The sequence below is a fragment of the Pseudomonas sp. Marseille-P9899 genome, assembly GCF_903166565.1.
In the GTDB taxonomy this organism is placed as follows: domain Bacteria; phylum Pseudomonadota; class Gammaproteobacteria; order Pseudomonadales; family Pseudomonadaceae; genus Aquipseudomonas; species Aquipseudomonas huaxiensis.
Map to the genome: position 1 here is coordinate 93,299 of NZ_CAESCG010000010.1, position 16,647 is coordinate 109,945.

Here is a 16,647-nt window from a genome sequence, read left to right on the forward strand (position 1 = left end):
GTCTCTCGACGGCGGGCATGCTCGGCGGTCAGTCGACCAACTGGGCCTGCTTCAAGGCGCCCAGCGCTTCCAGCCAACGCGGCTGCTGGCGGTAGTCGGTACGGGCAAAGCCCTGGCCGCGCATGGCGGCGATGCGCGGCGATGGCGTGACCTTCAAGCGCTGGGCAGCACTCAAGGCCAGCTCGGCCGCCGCGCGGTCATTGCACACAAGGCCCATGTCGCAACCGGCCGTCAGCGCGGCCTCGATGCGACTGGCCGCGTCGCCGACCACATGGGCGCCGGCCATGGACAGGTCATCGCTGAAGATAACCCCGTCGAAGCCCAACTCGCCACGCAGGATGTCTTGCAGCCAGCGGCGGGAGAAGCCTGCCGGCTGGTTGTCGACCTGTGGATAAATCACATGGGCCGGCATCACTGCGGCCAGTTGACCGCTCAGGCGAGTGAACGGCACCAGGTCCGCCGCACGGATCTGCTCCAGGCTGCGCTCGTCGGTGGGAATTGCGACATGAGAGTCGGCTTCCGCCCAGCCGTGGCCGGGGAAGTGCTTGCCACAGGCGGCCATGCCGGCGGCGTTCATGCCGCGGATAAACGCGCCGGCGAGCGCGGTCGCCCGCTCAGGATCGCCTTCGAAAGCACGGCTGCCGACCACGGCACTGCGCTGGTGGTCGAGGTCCAGCACCGGCGCGAAGCTCAGGTCCAGGCCGACCGCCAGGACTTCGGTGGCCATCAGCCAACCGCACTGCTCCGCCAGGTACTCGGCATTGGGGTTGTCGGCAATTGCACGCATCGCCGGCAGGCGCACGAAGCCCTGGCGCAGGCGCTGCACGCGGCCGCCTTCTTGGTCGACGGCAAGGATCAGCTCAGGGCGAATGGCGCGAATCGACGCGGTCAGCTCGCGCACCTGGCGCGGGCTGTCGATATTGCGCGCAAAAATGATCAGGCCGGCCACTTCGGGCTGGCGCAGGAGGTGGCGGTCTTCGGCGGTCAGCCAGGTACCGGCGATATCCACCATCAGGGAGCCTTGCAGGCTGGCACTCATAAATGATCCTTCAGTTGACGGGGGCGCTGGCCCACTGCGGGCAGGCGGCTTCTTCAATTTGCACCGGACAATGCGCCGGAACCCGCTCGAACAGACTCACCAGATCGGCATTGCGCAGGCGCACGCAGCCATGGGACAGCGGCACGCCCATAGGTTCGGTGTCCGGTGTGCCATGCAGGTAAATATAACGACGGAAGGTGTCCACCGCGCCGAGGCGGTTGCGGCCGGGCTCGCAGCCGCTGAGCCAGAGAATCCGCGAGAGGATCCAGTCGCGTCCGGGAAATTGTGCGTGCAGGGCGGGGGTCCAGGTTTCACCGGTCCAGCGTCGCCCGCGAAGCACCGCGCCTTGAGGCAGCCCGGCGCCGATCTTCGCGCGCACCTGATGCCGGCCGCGCGGCGTGCAGCCGGAGCCGTTGTTTTCACCTGGACCATTGAGCGCCGTGGACACCGGCAGACGCACGACCAGACGGCCTTGGGAGAACCCGTAGAGGCATTGGTCGGCGAGGGAAATGTGCAGCAGATCGAGAGTAGACATGGGGCGCTAGCTTAGCCGAAGCCAGTCGTCGCGCCCAGTCGCGAATCAGGCCTTGGCCGGTGCCGGCGCGCTACCTGACTTGTTGCGCGGACGCAGTTGCGCGGCAGCCATCGCCTCGTCCGTGACACCGCTGTCGGCACGCATGCCGGCGGCAAGAAACGGCACCATCAGGCGCATGACTTGCTCGATGGAGGTGTTGATGCCGAAATCGGTTTCCGCGATGGCCCGCAGCGCCTTGATCCCCGACATGCTGAACGCTGCGGCGCCGAGCATGAAGTGCACGCGCCAGAACAGCTCGATAGGCGGGATGCGCGGAGCGGCTTCATTGACCAGCAGCATGTAACGGCGGAACACTTTGCCGTACATGTCTTCCAGGTAACGTCGCAGGTGCCCTTGGCTCTGGCTGAAGGCCAGGCCCAGCAACCGCATGAAGATGGACAGGTCGTTGCCGCTGCGTGGCTGCACCACCAGCGCCTGCTCTACCAGCATCTCCAGCAGTTCTTCCAGGTTCGGCTTGTGCTCGGGACGCGCCTGTCGGCGATCCAGTTCACGCTCGAGGCTCTGGCAGAAAGGCCCGAGGAAACGGGAGAAGACCGCTTGGATCAGCGCCTTCTTCGAACCAAAGTGATAGTTGACCGCAGCCAGATTGACTCCGGCTTTGCTGGTGATCAGCCGCAACGACGTTTCAGCGAACCCTTTTTCCGCGAACAGCTGCTCGGCAGCATCGAGAATGCGTTCAACGGTTTCCGATTGGGCCATGGGTAATCCACCTGACAAACAGTTGTTTGAAACATACGTTTCATGGTCGTGACTGTCAAGTCAGGCGGGCAATTAGATCACAGCTTCAGGCGCCAGGCGGGCAAAGTTCACGCGGCTTTTTCCGGCTGCTTGCAGCTTCATGCTTGCAGCGACACTTCTACTGTATATAATCCCAGTCACTGTATAAAAAGACAGAGCCATCGACATGCTAAAACTGACGCCACGCCAAGCTGAGATTCTGGCTTTTATCAAGCGCTGCCTGGAAGACAACGGCTTCCCCCCTACCCGGGCTGAAATCGCCCAGGAACTGGGCTTCAAGTCTCCCAACGCCGCCGAGGAGCACCTCAAGGCGCTGGCGCGAAAAGGCGCCATCGAAATGACCCCCGGTGCTTCCCGCGGTATCCGCATCCCCGGCTTCGAAGCACGCCAGAGCCAGGACGACAGCTCGCTGCCGATCATCGGTCGCGTGGCCGCCGGCGCGCCCATCCTCGCCCAGCAACACATCGAGGAATCCTGCGCCATCAACCCCACCTTCTTCCATCCTCGCGCCGACTACCTGCTACGCGTGCACGGCATGAGCATGAAGGACGTCGGCATCTACGACGGCGACCTGCTGGCCATACACACCTGCCGTGAAGCGCGCAATGGTCAGATCGTCGTAGCCCGACTGGGTGACGAAGTGACGGTCAAGCGCTTCAAACGTGAAGGCAGCAAGGTCTGGCTGCTTGCGGAGAACCCCGAATTCGCGCCCATCGAGGTGAACCTGAAAGAACAGGATCTGGTGATCGAGGGTTTGAGTGTCGGCGTCATTCGCCGATAAATCAGGAGGCGTCATGCAGTTTCCACACGCACCACAGCAAGTACAGTTAACCCTGTTCGAGGCGTTCCTGGCCCAGCCGGTCCTGCCGAAGCTGAAAACCGAAGCGCCCGCACGCGTCAGCAGCACTCCGGACGCGTTCAGCGAGTTGTCTTTCCGTGGTGCGCTGGAGCACTGCCAGAATCTGCTGGCGCCGATCCTGCGTGAGCTGAGCGAAGAACAGGATGCCCGCTGGCTGACCCTGATCGCCCCGCCCGCCAGCCTGACGCAGACCTGGCTGCGCGAAGCCGGGCTCAACCGCGAACGTATCCTGATCCTGCAACCACGCGGCAATCAAAGCGCGATGCAACTGGCCTGCGACGCCCTGCGCCTGGGCCGCAGCCACACCGTGGTGAGCTGGCTGAACCCGGTCAGCGCCGCCGCGCGGCAACAACTGACCCGCGCCGCACGCGCTGGCAGCGCGCAAAGCCTGAATATTCGTTTGGGCTGATACTTGAATTGACCCGCGAGAGTCCGGCTTCCTCATTGCGAGGAAGCCCGGTCACCATCAATGAAGGACCCGCGGACCTTCGTCCCGCTCGATCTCACCTTCCACCAGACGACCTGCCATCTGCACGCCAACGCTGAGCATGGCCTTGGCCACCTCTACATGCTGGCCCTGCAGGAACGCCTTGGCGTCTTCGGAGAAGTTCAGGGTTACCAACGAACCCTCGTCCTCGGCACGGCGCAGCTCGATCCGGCCATCAGGCAACTCGACAATTTCTAGAAAGGACGTGGGCATATCAGGAATGTTCTCCAGGAAAGACCGGCATTGTAACAGTGACCGTTACGATCAGCACTCACTCAACCCCTCGCGAAAACGGACGGTCAGTTTCTTCAGATTCTGCCGCCACTCCTCCAATTCCTTCCGAGAAAGCGGCGCCACCTCGGGTGCGTCGAGGCTGACAGCATGAATCAACGGCTGAGTGACATCGCCTTTCGGGGCTTTTGTTGCGACCGGCGGTTTGAACAAATCGGAATAAGCTTTTAACAGTCGTGCCAGCCAGGTCTCTGATTGCTGGGCCAGTTCCACCAGTTCGGCCATTTCCGGAATGGCGATCGCTTCCAGCACCTCAGGGGTCAGCAAAGCCTCAGCCCGCGGCGCGGCGGCCTGTGGCAAGCGATAGAAGCCGGCGATTTCATGGCACAGCCCCAGCAGTGCACCGTAGAGGTGAAACAACGCTGATTCGCGCTCGGCCTGGAGCAGCGCCTGGGCGTTCATGGCTCGACTCTCCTGAGCCTTGCCCATACCTTCGAGCGCAAGGCCAGCGAAGAAAATTTTCTGATTGGTACGGGTATAGAGTTCCTGGGCCATGAAGGCGCTCTCCGATGAGGCTGCGGGGCGAGGTCTGCCAGTTTCGGGGAAGCGTTTCCCCCGCGCAAGGATCTGTTATGGATAAGGTCCGTCCAGACAAACAAAAAGGCCGTGCCCGACACTGTCAGACACGGCCCTCGAACGCGAAGATCAGCGCTTAGCGCTTGTCTTCGACCTTCCACGCATTGCCGTCATAGAACGCACGCCAGCCGGTCGGCTTGCCTTCCACTTCGGTCTGCACGTACTGCTCCTTGGTCTTGCGGCTGTAGCGAATCACCGCCGGGCGACCATCCGGATCCTTTTGCGGCGCTTCGCAAAGGAAGTGGTACTTCGGATCGATCTCATCCTTGTGCGGGATGATCTCGAGCACCAGCGGCGCACGGGTTTCGCGGTTTTTCGGGAACTGGCTGGCCGCCAGGAAAAGACCGGAAGCGCCGTCACGCAACACGTAGGTGTCGTTGACCTTCTCGCACTTGAGTTCCGGCATGTCCACCTTGTCCATCTTCGGTGGTGCCGCTTCGCCGTTCTTGAGCAGTTTGCGGGTGTTCTTGCACTCCGAGTTGGTGCAACCGAAGAACTTGCCGAAACGCCCGGTCTTGAGCTGCATTTCACTGCCGCACTTGTCGCATTCCAGGCTCGGACCTTCGTAGCCCTTGATCCGGTAGTTGCCTTCCTCGATCTCGTAACCCGTGCAATCCGGGTTGTTGCCACAGATGTGCAGCTTGCGCTTTTCGTCCAGCAGGTAGGCATCCATCGCCGTCGAGCAGATCGGGCAACGGTGCTTGCCAAGCAATACGAGGGACTCGGACTCGCCTTCGTCATCCGCGGCAATCTCGTCGCCCGGCACCAGGTTCACGGTGGCCTTGCAGCGCTCTTTCGGCGGCAGGCTGTAACCCGAGCAACCCAGGAACACACCGGTGGACGCGGTGCGGATCATCATGTGCCGGCCGCATTCCTTGCACGGAATGTCGGTCGGGGTCGGCTGGTTGGCGCGCATGCCGTTTTCGCTGGCCTCGGCGACCTGCAGTTTCTTGCTGAAATCACCGTAGAACTCGTCCAGCACGTTCTTCCAGTCACGCTCGCCATGGGCCACGTCATCGAGGTTCTCTTCCATGCCGGCCGTGAAGCCGTAGTCCATGAGGTTGGAGAAGCTCTCCGACAGGCGCTCGGTGACGATGTCGCCCATCTTCTCGGAGTAGAAGCGGCGGTTGTGCAGGGTCACGTAGCCGCGGTCCTGGATGGTGGAAATGATTGCCGCGTAGGTCGATGGACGACCGATACCGCGCTTTTCCATTTCCTTGACCAGGCTTGCCTCGGAGTAACGCGCAGGCGGCTTGGTGAAGTGCTGGCTCGGATCAATCTGGATCAGCTTGAGCACTTCGCCCTGGTTCATTTCCGGCAGAACGTCGTCATCGCCCGGCTTGCTTTGCTGCGGCAGCACACGGGTGTAACCGTCGAACTTGAGGATACGACCCTTGGCGCGCAGCTCGAAATCACCCGCTGCAACGCTGACAGTGGTCGACAGGTACTGCGCCGGTGGCATCTGGCAGGCCAGGAACTGACGCCAGATCAGTTCGTACAGGCGCTCTGCATCACGCTCCATGCCGCTGAGCTTGCTCGGATGGGTATTTACATCGGAAGGACGAATCGCTTCGTGCGCCTCCTGGGCGCCTTCCTTGCTGCCGTAGACCAGTGGGGCCTCGGGCAGGTACTTCTTGCCGAATTCGCTTTCGATGTAGCTACGCGCCATCTCCAGTGCGTCCGTCGACAGGTTGGTCGAGTCGGTACGCATATAGGTGATGTAGCCCGCTTCGTAGAGCCGTTGCGCCATCATCATGGTCTTCTTCACGCCGAAGCCGAGGCGATTGCTCGCCGCCTGCTGAAGGGTCGAAGTGATGAAGGGTGCCGACGGCTTGCTGCTGGTCGGGCGGTCTTCGCGCTTGGCCACGGTGTAGCTGGAAGACTTGAGCTTTTCCAGGGCCGCCATGGCCTGGGCTTCGTTCAGCGGCTTGAAGGCCTCGCCTTTTTCCCGGGCAACCTCGAAGCGCACCTTGGCGTTCTTGGCGGTGCCGAGGTCAGCGTGGACTTCCCAATATTCTTCCGGGATGAAGGCACGGATTTCCCGCTCACGCTCCACCACCAGCTTCACGGCTACCGACTGCACGCGACCGGCCGACAGGCCCCGGGCAATCTTCTGCCACAGCAACGGCGAGACCATGTAACCGACCACGCGGTCGAGGAAGCGGCGGGCCTGCTGCGCGTTGACCCGGTCGATATCCAGCTCGCCTGGCTGGGAGAAGGCTTCCTGAATGGCCTTCTTGGTGATTTCGTTGAACACCACGCGCTTGTAGCGGCTGTCATCCCCACCGATGGCTTCCCGCAGGTGCCAGGCAATGGCTTCCCCTTCGCGGTCCAAGTCGGTTGCGAGATAGATGGTGTCGGCATCCTTGGCCAGACGACGTAGTTCCTCGATCACCTTCTCCTTGCCCGGGAGAATCTCGTACTTGGCTTTCCAGCCATGATCGGGATCGACACCCATGCGGGCGACCAGTTGCTTGCGCGCCTTTTCCTTGGGCGACAGCGCCGGAGCCTCGCCCGCGGTCTTGCCACGCTTGGCAGCCGGTTCCTTGGTGGCACTGGCCGAACCGCTGGTGGGCAGGTCTCGGATATGGCCGATACTCGACTTCACCACGTACTGGTTGCCCAGGTACTTGTTGATGGTCTTGGCCTTAGCCGGGGATTCCACAATGACCAGCGATTTGCCCATGGATCGGAAAATTCCTGAATACTGAAAATAAAAACACGGCAGGTACCTGACGCGGCACCGCTATATATAGTGGCTATAGAATGAGGTCAAGCGCGGGAGTTCAGCGGCCTGCACCATCCTGACGGGAAAACAGTGTCGTTTCAGCCTTGACCAAAGCAAAGCGTGGCACCTGCTCGCCGTCAACTTCGACCGACTCGAGAAACATCGAAAGAGGCCTGACCCAAAGGCCGAATTCGCCGTACAGGGCTTGGTAAAACACCATCCACTCCTCGGTCTCGGAATGCTGTGCAACGCTGAAGACACGGTACTCAGGCCCCTTGTAGTGCCGGTATACGCCTGGTTGTATCTGCATGCCGCTGGCCCTCTTGAAAAAAAATTCCGAAAAAACAAAAACCGGGGCACCAGGCCCCGGTTTGGTCAACCACGCGATCAGACGCGCTCGAAGACCGTGGTGATGCCCTGGCCGAGGCCGACGCACATGGTCGACACGCCGAAGGTACCGCCGTTCTGCTTCATGACGTTGAGCAGAGTGCCGGAAATCCGTGCACCCGAGCAACCGAACGGATGGCCCAAAGCAATCGCGCCGCCGTGCAGGTTAACCTTCTCGTCCATCTTGTCGAGCACTTTCAGATCCTTCAGCACCGGCAGGGCCTGTGCGGCGAAGGCTTCGTTGAGCTCGAAGAAGTCGATGTCGGCAATGCTCAGACCCGCGCGCTTGAGCGCTTTCTGGGTCGCCGGGACCGGGCCGTAGCCCATGATCGCCGGGTCGACACCAGCCACCGCCATCGAGCGGATCACAGCCAGCGGTTGGATGCCCAGGTCCTGGGCACGCTGGGCCGACATCACGATCATGCACGAAGCGCCATCGGTGATTTGCGAGGAAGTACCCGCAGTCACGGTGCCGCCTTTCGGGTTGAACGCAGGGCGCAGTGCGGCCAGGCTTTCCAGGGTGGTGTCCGGACGAATGGTTTCATCGTAGTCGAAGACCTTGAGGAAGCCATTCTCGTCGTAACCCTGCATCGGGATGATCTCGTCCTTGAACTTGCCTTCCACGGTCGCCTTGTGGGCGAGCTGGTGAGAGCGCAGACCGAACAGATCCTGCTGTTCACGGCTGATGCCGTGCATTTTGCCGAGCATCTCGGCGGTCAGGCCCATCATGCCCGAGGCCTTGGCGGCGTACAGCGACATGTGCGGGTTCGGATCGACGCCGTGCATCATGCTGACGTGGCCCATGTGCTCGACACCACCGACGACGAACACATCACCGTTGCCGGTCATGATCGCTTGAGCTGCGGTGTGCAGCGCGCTCATGGACGAGCCGCACAGGCGGCTGACGGTCTGGCCCGCAGCGGTGTGCGGGATCTGGGTCATCAGCGACGCCATGCGCGCGATGTTCCAGCCCTGCTCCAGGGTCTGGTTCACACAGCCCCAGATCACGTCCTCGACTTCAGCCGGGTCGACCTTGCTGTTGCGCTCCAGGACTTTGCTGATCAGATGCGCGGACATGTCTTCGGCGCGGGTATTGCGGTGCATGCCACCCTTGGAGCGGCCCATCGGTGTGCGACCGAAGTCGACAATCACCACGTCTCTTGGATTCAGGCTCATATATTTTCTCTCGCTCTATACCGTTGGGCGCTTAACCGAAGAAGCTCTGACCATTTTTGGCCATTTCACGCAGCTTCGCGGTGGGGTGGTACAGCGGGCCCAGATCGGCGTACTTGTCTGCCAGGGCAACGAATTCGGCCACACCGATCGAATCGATGTAACGCAGCGCGCCGCCACGGAAGGGAGGGAAACCAATGCCGTAGACCAGACCCATGTCGGCCTCGGCCGCGGTTTCGACGATGCCGTCTTCCAGGCAGCGCACGGTCTCCAGGCACAGCGGGACCATCATCCAGTTGATGATGTCTTCATCAGTGACTTCGCGTTGTTCGAAAATGACCGGCTTGAGCACTTCGAGCACCGAGGCGTCGGCGACTTTCTTCGGTTTGCCACGCTTGTCGGTTTCGTAGGAGTAGAAGCCCTTGCCGTTCTTCTGGCCCAGGCGATTGGCTTCGTACAGCGCGTCGACAGCCGAACGACGATCGTCCTTCATGCGGTCCGGGAAGCCCTCGGCCATTACGTCGCGACCGTGGTGGCCGGTGTCGATGCCGACCACGTCCATCAGATACGCCGGGCCCATCGGCCAGCCGAATTTTTCCATGACTTTGTCGATGCGGACGAAGTCCACACCAGCGCTGACCAGCTTGGCGAAACCGCCGAAGTACGGGAACAGCACGCGGTTGACCAGGAAGCCCGGGCAGTCGTTGACGACGATCGGGTTCTTGCCCATTTTCTTGGCGTAGGCCACGGTGGTGGCGACGGCCACTTCACTGGACTTCTCGCCACGGATGACTTCGACCAGCGGCATCATGTGCACCGGGTTGAAGAAGTGCATGCCGACGAAGTTTTCCGGACGCTTGAGCGCCTTGGCCAGCAGGTTGATGGAGATGGTCGAGGTGTTCGAGGCGAGAATCGCATCGTCCTTGACCTGACCTTCGACCTCGGCCAGAACGGCCTGCTTAACTTTCGGGTTCTCGACCACGGCTTCGACGACGATGTCGACGTTGGCGAAATCGCCGTAGGACAGGGTCGGACGAATCGCGTTCAGCGCCTCGGCCATCTTGGCCGGGGTCAGACGACCTTTCTCGACGCGCTTGCCGAGCAGCTTGGAGGCTTCGTTCAGGCCCAGCTGGATGGCTTCTTCGCGGATATCCTTCATCAGGATCGGCGTGCCCTTGACCGCGGACTGGTAGGCGATACCGCCACCCATGATGCCGGCGCCGAGTACGGCGGCCTGCTTCACGTCATGGGCGATTTCGTCGTGGGCCTTGGCTTTGCGCTTGAGTTCCTGGTCGTTCAGGAACAGACCGATCAGGCTTTCGGCAACCGAAGTCTTGGCCAGTTTGGCGAAGCCGGCGGCCTCGACTTCCAGCGCCTTGTCCCGACCGAAGTTGGCGGCTTTCTGGATGGTCTTGATCGCTTCGACCGGCGCTGGGTAGTTCGGGCCGGCCTGGCCAGCAACGAAGCCCTTGGCGGTTTCGAAGGCCATCATCTGCTCGATGGCGTTGAGCTTGAGTTTTTCCAGCTTCGGCTGACGCTTGGCCTTGTGGTCGAACTCGCCGCTGATGGCGCGCTTGATCAGGTCCAGAGCTGCTTCAGCCAGCTTCTCGGGGGCGACAACAGCGTCGACAGCGCCAACTTTCAGTGCGTCTTCAGCACGGTTTTCCTTGCCCGATGCGATCCACTCGACCGCGTTGTCGGCGCCGATCAGGCGCGGCAGGCGAACGGTACCGCCGAAGCCCGGGTAGATACCCAGTTTGACTTCCGGCAGGCCGATCTTGGCGCTGCTGGACATGACCCGGAAGTCGGCCGCGAGGCACATTTCCAGGCCGCCGCCCAGAGCAATGCCATTGATGGCAACGACGGTCGGCACGCCGAGGTCTTCGAAGTCGCTGAAAATGCGGTTGGCTTCCAGGTTGCCGGCAACCAGCTCGGCCTCGGGCAGCTTGAAGTTATCGACAAACTCGGTGATGTCCGCGCCGACGATGAAGACGTCCTTGCCACTGCTGACAATCACGCCTTTGATCGATGCGTCGGCCTTGATGGTGTCCACCGCCTGACGCAGTTCGTTCAGGGTAAGACGGTTGAATTTGTTGACGGACTCACCCTTGAGGTCGAACTTCAGTTCGACGATGCCGCTTTCAAGAGCCTTAACCGTGATGGCTTTACCTTCGTAAATCATCAACTGATCTCCACGATATGGAAGCTGAACTGTACACGCTGATCGCTGTGACGACGGTCGACCGGCTCATGGCCGTTGGATGTCGATCCGTTGTCCCAGACATACCCGTCAGCGCGATAGTCGGGATTCTGTACGAGCTTTCTGACGATACAAACGCTCAATTCATACGCCCGTTTGATTCGGGTGTGCACACAGTCACCGAAAAGGTCGGCTTTGTCAAACCCCCATGAGCGCTGGACAAACGCGACTTTCCAGTCATTTCTGGTTGAGACTTGAGCAACTCGCCATGACGGTGATCCACCATCATTCACGTAAGCGATTAGACGTTGCGCGCGGCAAATGGATCCGGCGCATAAACAGCGTGGAGGAGAAAAAAGAAGGGCGTTTTACCGGGCACGAAAATAAATCGCGCACTACACTGCGAGCTACTGAAGCACTTCCCGGCCTGCCTGGCCTTTTTTTTCGATGCATACAGCCCGCCCGGGAAACCTGGCGGGCTTTTTTCATGCGAGGGTTTTCAACGCCTCAGCAACATTCTGCAACACCGAGGCATCCTCACGCTCGCCCCAGCAGAGGGCGACCATCTGCGCAGTGGCCTCGACTTTATAAACACTCGGCGGCAACCGCTTGAGCTGTTCCAGCACCCGCTCATCGACGCAGGGCTCGCGCCACTGGTTGAGCCAGGTGCCCGGCGTGGTCTGCCAATAACACCAGACATCGCTGCTGCCACGGCGTCGGGCCTGATGGTATTGCGCACAGGTGCCCGGTGGTTCTTCCGGCAGCCAGTGCGGCCAGGTCTGCGGTGCAAGCTGCATCGCCAGCCCCATGCGTCGAGCCTCCAGACGCAGCGCCATACGCCCGCTCATCCGCCGCGAAGGCAACAGCCAGGCCAGCGGACTGAGGATCAGCGCGAGGATTGACACTACTACCCAGACCGTCATATCTGTTATTCCTATCAAGACTTTGCAAATGAGCTGGTTAGCCGCACTGGATGCGATCAGCCTGAAACGGACCATACTTTAACTATCGCGATTGTCAGGAGAGCCTCTCATGCCCTACGAACACATACTGGTCGCCGTCGACCTGACCGAAGAATGCGACCCGGTCATCAAACGCGCCCGCGAGCTGGCCACCCCGGGCAATGCCAAAGTGTCGCTGGTGCATATCGTCGAGCCGATGGCCATGGCGTTTGGTGGCGACGTGCCGATGGACCTGTCGCAACTGCAACAGCAGCAGTTCGACCAGGCCAAGGAGCGCCTGGAGCGTCTGTTTAACAAATACCCGGAAATCAATCGCGGCGATTCGCACCTGACCTATGGCCAGCCACGCCAGGAGATCCACCAGTTGGCCAAGGAGCAGAAATGCGACCTGATCGTGGTCGGCAGCCATGGCCGCCACGGCCTGGCCCTGCTGCTTGGCTCCACCGCCAATGACGTGCTGCATGGCGCGCCTTGCGATGTCCTGGCGGTCCGCCTGCAGAAGAAAGCCGAGTAACGCAAAAAGGCCCGGAGCATTCGCTCCGGGCCCCTTCCCGCCTCAACCGTCCAGTTCGGCCCAGCGCTCGACCAGCACGTCCAGCTCTGCCTGCATTTTCTCGAGGTCACCCAGCACCTTGCTGGTGTGCTCGCTGGACTTCTGATAGAAGCCCGCATCGGAAATCTGCAGCTGGATCGCGGCGATCTTCTGTTCAACCGCCTCAATCTGGCCCGGCAGGGCTTCCAGCTCGCGCTGGAACTTGTAGCTGAGCTTTTTCTTGGTATCCGCAGGCGCCGCAACCGGTGCAGGCTCGGCCGCAGGTGCGGTGACCACCGCAGTGTTCAGCTCGGACTTGCCGGACTTGCTCTCGCTGACGCCCAGCAGACGCGGCGAACCGCCCTGACGGATCCAGTCCTGATAGCCGCCGACATACTCACGTACCTTGCCCTCGCCCTCGAACACCAGAGTGCTGGTCACCACGTTGTCGAGGAATGCCCGGTCGTGGCTGACCATCAGCACGGTGCCCTTGTAGCCCGCCAGTACTTCTTCCAGCAGCTCCAGGGTTTCCACGTCGAGGTCGTTGGTCGGTTCGTCGAGTACCAGCAGGTTGGCCGGCTTGCTGAACAGCTTGGCCAGCAGCAACCGCGCGCGCTCGCCCCCGGACAGCGCCTTGACCGGCGTGCGCGCACGCTGCGGGCTGAACAGGAAGTCACCGAGGTAGCTCAGGACATGGCGGCTCTGGCCGTCGATATCGATGAAGTCGCGACCTTCGGCGAGGTTGTCGATAACGGTCTTTTCCAGCTCCAGCTGGTTACGCAACTGGTCGAAGTAAGCCACTTCCAGACGCGTACCCGAATCAACCTTGCCGCCGGTCGGCTCCAGGTCACCGAGCATCAGCTTGAGCAGCGTGGTCTTGCCGGTACCGTTGGCACCCAGCAGGCCGATACGGTCCTCGCGCTGCAGGACCATCGAGAAATCCTTGACCAGGGTCGGGCCGCCGGGGTGAGCGAAGCTGACGTTTTCCAGCACCATTACCTGCTTGCCGGACTTCTCCGCGGACTCGATCAGGATATTGGCCTTGCCCTGGCGCTCGCGACGTTCGCTACGCTCGACCCGCAGCGCCTTCAGCGCACGCACACGGCCTTCGTTACGGGTACGCCGGGCCTTGATGCCCTGGCGAATCCAGACCTCTTCCTGGGCCAGGCGCTTGTCGAACAGCGCGTTGGCGGTTTCCTCGGCGGCCAGTGCGGCCTCCTTGTGCACCAGGAAGCTGGCGTAGTCGCCGTTCCAGTCGATCAGGCCGCCACGGTCCAGTTCAAGAATGCGCGTGGCCAGGTTCTGCAGGAAAGAACGGTCGTGAGTGATGAACAGCACCGCGCCGCCGAAACCGCTGAGGGCATCTTCCAGCCAGGCGATGGCACCGATGTCCAGGTGGTTGGTCGGCTCGTCGAGAAGCAGCAGGTCCGGCTCGCACACCAGCGCCTGCGCCAGCAGTACGCGGCGGCGCCAGCCACCGGACAGCTCGGCCAGGGTCTTGTCGGCCGGCAACTGCAGGCGGCTCAGGGTGCTGTCCACCAGTTGCTGCAAGCGCCAGCCGTCGCGGGCTTCCAGGTCCTGCTGGACGTGCATGAGTTTTTCCAGATCGGCATCGGTATGGATGTTCTGGCTCAGGTGGTGGTACTCGGCGAGCAATGCGCCGACGCCGGCCAGGCCTTCGGCAACCACGTCGAATACGGTACGGTCGTCGGCTACCGGCAATTCTTGCGGCAGCTCACCGATTTTCAGCCCCGGCGCACGCCAGATTTCGCCGTCATCGGCCTTTTGGTCGCCCTTGACCAGGCGCATCATGCTCGATTTGCCGGTGCCGTTGCGGCCGATGATGCAGACCCGCTCACCACGGGCGATCTGCCAGGACACCTTGTCCAGTAAGGGCATGGTGCCAAAAGCGAGGGACACATCGCTGAATTTGAGCAGGGTCATGTTGTTCTCCAGAAAGCGGGCGCGCATTCTACCTGACTTGACCGGGCAACACAGTACACATGGCCGTCCGCCAGCCCGCAGCGCGTTACATCCGGATGCAAGCACAATGCTTTCATCCGGCGCGGGCAAACGGCTAAGCTTAAGCCCGTGAACCCACAGTGCTGGCGACGCCGACACTCGTTTTGGTCAACTGTCTGGAAGTATCATGCGCCGCCTGCTCAACATCGTTTCCTGCCTGCTCCTCTCGGCCTCCGTGGCCGGTGCCGTGCAGGCTGCCGACCTCGCCCAACAACGCCAGATGTACGACGAAGCCAAGCGCGCGCTGGCCAAGGGCGATACCGGGCCCTACCGACGTTACGCCGCGGCCCTGCAGGACTATCCGCTGGAGCCGTACCTGGCCTACGACGAGCTGACCGCGCGACTCAAGACCTCCAGCAACGCCGAGATCGAGAGCTTCCTGGCCAAGAATGGCGACCTGCCCCAGGCCAACTGGATGAAGCTGCGCTGGTTGCGCTGGCTCGCCGAACGCGGCGAGTGGCAGACCTTCATCAAGTACTACGATCCCAAACTCAATTTCACCGAACTGGACTGCCTCAACGGCCAATACCAGTTGGGCCACGGCCTGCGCGCCGAAGGCTTTGCCACTGCGGAAAAACTCTGGCTGGTGGGCAAATCGCAACCGGCCGCCTGTGACGTACTGTTCGACCAGTGGGCTGCCCAGGGTCAACTGACCGAAGCCAAGCGCTGGCAGCGCACCAAGCTGGCAGCCCAGGCGCGCAACTACGCGCTGGCCACCAATCTGGTGAAGACCCTGCCGACCCTCGGCGAACAAGGCCGCCTGTTGATCGATGTCGCGCAGAAGCCCGAACTGCTCAATCAGCCGTCGCGCTTCGTGCCGGTCAACGAAGCGATGTCCGATGTGGTCAGCCTCGGCTTGCGCCGCCTGGCCCGTCAGGACCCGGACCGGGCCATGGCGCTGCTGGACGACTACGCCACCCGCATGCATTTCTCCAGCGACGAAAAAGTCGCCATCGCCCGCGAAATCGGCCTGACCCTGGCCCGCCGCTACGATCCGCGCGGCCTCGACCTGATGACCCGCTACGACCCGCAACTGCGCGACAACACCGTCAGCGAATGGCGCCTGCGCCTGCTGCTACGCCTGGGTCGCTGGGAAGATGCCTACGAGTTGACCAAGCGCCTGCCGCAGGATCTGGCCACCACCAACCGCTGGCGCTACTGGCAGGCCCGCAGCCTGGAGCTGGCCCAGCCGCAGAACCCGCAAATCCCGTTGCTGTACAAGACCGTGGCGCGCGAGCGTGACTTCTATGGTTTCCTCGCCGCCGACCGCGCACAAACGCCGTACCAGTTGAACAACAAGCCGCTGGTGATCAGCCAGCAGCTGATGAACAAGGTGCGTAATACCCCGGGCGTGCGCCGGGCACTGGAATTCCATGAGCGCGGGCAGATCGTTGACGGTCGCCGCGAGTGGTACCACGTCAGCCGTCACTTCAACCGTGACGAAATGGTCGCCCAGGCGCGCATCGCCTACGACCTGCGCTGGTACTTCCCGGCCATTCGCACCATCAGCCAGGCGCAATATTGGGATGACCTGGATATCCGCTTCCCGATGGCCCACCGCGACACGCTGGTGCGCGAAGCCAAGGTGCGCGGCCTGCATTCAAGCTGGGTATTCGCCATCACCCGCCAGGAAAGCGCGTTCATGGACGACGCCCGCTCCAGCGTCGGCGCCAGCGGCCTGATGCAACTGATGCCGGCCACCGCCAAGGAAACCGCACGCAAGTTCAGCATTCCGCTGGCTTCGCCGGCCCAGGTGCTCAACCCGGACAAGAACATCCAGCTCGGCGCGGCGTACCTGAGCCAGGTCCATGGTCAGTTCAATGGCAACCGGGTGCTCGCCTCGGCCGCGTACAACGCCGGCCCGGGCCGCGTGCGGCAGTGGCTGCGCGGCGCGGACCACCTGAGTTTCGACGTCTGGGTCGAATCGATCCCATTCGACGAAACCCGCCAGTACGTGCAGAACGTGCTGTCTTATGCGGTGATCTACGGGCAGAAGCTCAATTCACCGCAGCCGCTGGTGGACTGGCATGAGCGTTATTTCGACGATCAGTGATCGGA

Annotated in this window: 15 protein-coding genes; 4 read left to right on the forward strand and 11 right to left on the reverse strand. The window is 61.8% G+C overall.

Going from position 1 to position 16,647, the window contains the following annotated elements; genetic code table 11:
• Positions 1-28: 28 nt before the first annotated feature.
• The 3 genes from nagZ to HWV67_RS29565 are packed head-to-tail and all read right to left on the reverse strand — an operon-like array spanning position 29 to position 2,333.
• A complete protein-coding gene (gene nagZ / locus HWV67_RS29555) occupies positions 29-1,027 on the reverse strand; it encodes a beta-N-acetylhexosaminidase (protein WP_175653864.1) in 999 nt (332 codons plus the stop codon).
• A gap of 22 nt (positions 1,028-1,049) precedes the next feature.
• A complete protein-coding gene (locus HWV67_RS29560; RefSeq protein WP_175653788.1) occupies positions 1,050-1,574 on the reverse strand; it encodes a L,D-transpeptidase in 525 nt (174 codons plus the stop codon).
• Between the two features lie 45 nt (positions 1,575-1,619).
• Positions 1,620-2,333 carry a TetR/AcrR family transcriptional regulator gene (locus HWV67_RS29565; RefSeq protein WP_095157929.1) on the reverse strand — a complete coding sequence of 238 codons (714 nt, stop codon included), beginning with the start codon at positions 2,331-2,333 and terminating at the stop codon, positions 1,620-1,622.
• 205 nt (positions 2,334-2,538) lie between these two features.
• Here HWV67_RS29565 and lexA point away from each other — a divergent pair, with 205 nt between their 5' ends.
• Both lexA and sulA read left to right on the forward strand, forming a co-directional pair.
• Positions 2,539-3,153, forward strand: a complete 615-nt coding sequence (gene lexA, locus HWV67_RS29570) for a transcriptional repressor LexA (protein WP_095157931.1) — start codon at positions 2,539-2,541, stop codon at positions 3,151-3,153.
• Positions 3,154-3,166: 13 nt separating this feature from the next.
• Positions 3,167-3,640 carry an SOS-induced cell division inhibitor SulA gene (gene sulA, locus HWV67_RS29575; protein WP_095157933.1) on the forward strand — a complete coding sequence of 158 codons (474 nt, stop codon included), beginning with the start codon at positions 3,167-3,169 and terminating at the stop codon, positions 3,638-3,640.
• 57 nt (positions 3,641-3,697) lie between these two features.
• Here the strand turns inward: sulA and HWV67_RS29580 are convergent, their stop codons facing one another.
• The 7 genes from HWV67_RS29580 to HWV67_RS29610 form a co-directional block, all read right to left on the reverse strand.
• Positions 3,698-3,931 carry a hypothetical protein gene (locus tag HWV67_RS29580; protein WP_095157935.1) on the reverse strand — a complete coding sequence of 78 codons (234 nt, stop codon included), beginning with the start codon at positions 3,929-3,931 and terminating at the stop codon, positions 3,698-3,700.
• Positions 3,932-3,982: 51 nt separating this feature from the next.
• Positions 3,983-4,504, reverse strand: a complete 522-nt coding sequence (locus HWV67_RS29585) for a DUF6586 family protein (RefSeq protein WP_175653789.1) — start codon at positions 4,502-4,504, stop codon at positions 3,983-3,985.
• Between the two features lie 157 nt (positions 4,505-4,661).
• A complete protein-coding gene (topA, locus tag HWV67_RS29590; protein WP_110972672.1) occupies positions 4,662-7,271 on the reverse strand; it encodes a type I DNA topoisomerase in 2,610 nt (869 codons plus the stop codon).
• 100 nt (positions 7,272-7,371) lie between these two features.
• The gene (locus tag HWV67_RS29595; protein WP_175653790.1) at positions 7,372-7,623 is read right to left on the reverse strand and encodes a DUF1653 domain-containing protein; all 252 of its coding nucleotides are present in this window, start codon (positions 7,621-7,623) and stop codon (positions 7,372-7,374) included.
• Positions 7,624-7,700: 77 nt separating this feature from the next.
• Entirely contained in the window at positions 7,701-8,876 is a 1,176-nt protein-coding gene (gene fadA, locus HWV67_RS29600; RefSeq protein WP_095157943.1) for an acetyl-CoA C-acyltransferase FadA, read from the reverse strand.
• Between the two features lie 31 nt (positions 8,877-8,907).
• The gene (gene fadB, locus HWV67_RS29605; protein WP_175653791.1) at positions 8,908-11,055 is read right to left on the reverse strand and encodes a fatty acid oxidation complex subunit alpha FadB; all 2,148 of its coding nucleotides are present in this window, start codon (positions 11,053-11,055) and stop codon (positions 8,908-8,910) included.
• Positions 11,056-11,558: 503 nt separating this feature from the next.
• Positions 11,559-11,996: a hypothetical protein gene (locus HWV67_RS29610; RefSeq protein WP_175653792.1), complete on the reverse strand. Its 438-nt coding sequence runs from the start codon at positions 11,994-11,996 to the stop codon at positions 11,559-11,561.
• Between the two features lie 109 nt (positions 11,997-12,105).
• Between HWV67_RS29610 and HWV67_RS29615 the strand changes: the two genes are divergently transcribed.
• On the forward strand, positions 12,106-12,549 hold the full coding sequence (locus HWV67_RS29615) for a universal stress protein (RefSeq protein ID WP_095157951.1): 444 nt from the start codon (positions 12,106-12,108) through the stop codon (positions 12,547-12,549).
• 42 nt (positions 12,550-12,591) lie between these two features.
• On the opposite strand, the gene HWV67_RS29620 is transcribed toward HWV67_RS29615, so the two are convergent.
• On the reverse strand, positions 12,592-14,511 hold the full coding sequence (locus tag HWV67_RS29620; protein ID WP_175653793.1) for an ATP-binding cassette domain-containing protein: 1,920 nt from the start codon (positions 14,509-14,511) through the stop codon (positions 12,592-12,594).
• A gap of 205 nt (positions 14,512-14,716) precedes the next feature.
• Between HWV67_RS29620 and HWV67_RS29625 the strand changes: the two genes are divergently transcribed.
• Positions 14,717-16,642, forward strand: a complete 1,926-nt coding sequence (locus HWV67_RS29625) for a transglycosylase SLT domain-containing protein (protein WP_371864317.1) — start codon at positions 14,717-14,719, stop codon at positions 16,640-16,642.
• Positions 16,643-16,647: the final 5 nt, after the last annotated feature.

Bases quoted from the DNA above. Each gene is read 5' to 3' on its own strand.
- HWV67_RS29560 (WP_175653788.1), bottom strand. From the start codon at position 1,574: ATGTCTACTCTCGATCTGCTGCACATTTCCCTCGCCGACCAATGCCTC.
- HWV67_RS29565 (WP_095157929.1), bottom strand. From the start codon at position 2,333: ATGGCCCAATCGGAAACCGTTGAACGCATTCTCGATGCTGCCGAGCAG.
- lexA (WP_095157931.1), top strand. From the start codon at position 2,539: ATGCTAAAACTGACGCCACGCCAAGCTGAGATTCTGGCTTTTATCAAG.
- sulA (WP_095157933.1), top strand. From the start codon at position 3,167: ATGCAGTTTCCACACGCACCACAGCAAGTACAGTTAACCCTGTTCGAG.
- HWV67_RS29580 (WP_095157935.1), bottom strand. From the start codon at position 3,931: ATGCCCACGTCCTTTCTAGAAATTGTCGAGTTGCCTGATGGCCGGATC.
- HWV67_RS29585 (WP_175653789.1), bottom strand. From the start codon at position 4,504: ATGGCCCAGGAACTCTATACCCGTACCAATCAGAAAATTTTCTTCGCT.
- topA (WP_110972672.1), bottom strand. From the start codon at position 7,271: ATGGGCAAATCGCTGGTCATTGTGGAATCCCCGGCTAAGGCCAAGACC.
- HWV67_RS29595 (WP_175653790.1), bottom strand. From the start codon at position 7,623: ATGCAGATACAACCAGGCGTATACCGGCACTACAAGGGGCCTGAGTAC.
- fadA (WP_095157943.1), bottom strand. From the start codon at position 8,876: ATGAGCCTGAATCCAAGAGACGTGGTGATTGTCGACTTCGGTCGCACA.
- fadB (WP_175653791.1), bottom strand. From the start codon at position 11,055: ATGATTTACGAAGGTAAAGCCATCACGGTTAAGGCTCTTGAAAGCGGC.
- HWV67_RS29610 (WP_175653792.1), bottom strand. From the start codon at position 11,996: ATGACGGTCTGGGTAGTAGTGTCAATCCTCGCGCTGATCCTCAGTCCG.
- HWV67_RS29615 (WP_095157951.1), top strand. From the start codon at position 12,106: ATGCCCTACGAACACATACTGGTCGCCGTCGACCTGACCGAAGAATGC.
- HWV67_RS29620 (WP_175653793.1), bottom strand. From the start codon at position 14,511: ATGACCCTGCTCAAATTCAGCGATGTGTCCCTCGCTTTTGGCACCATG.
- HWV67_RS29625 (WP_371864317.1), top strand. From the start codon at position 14,717: ATGCGCCGCCTGCTCAACATCGTTTCCTGCCTGCTCCTCTCGGCCTCC.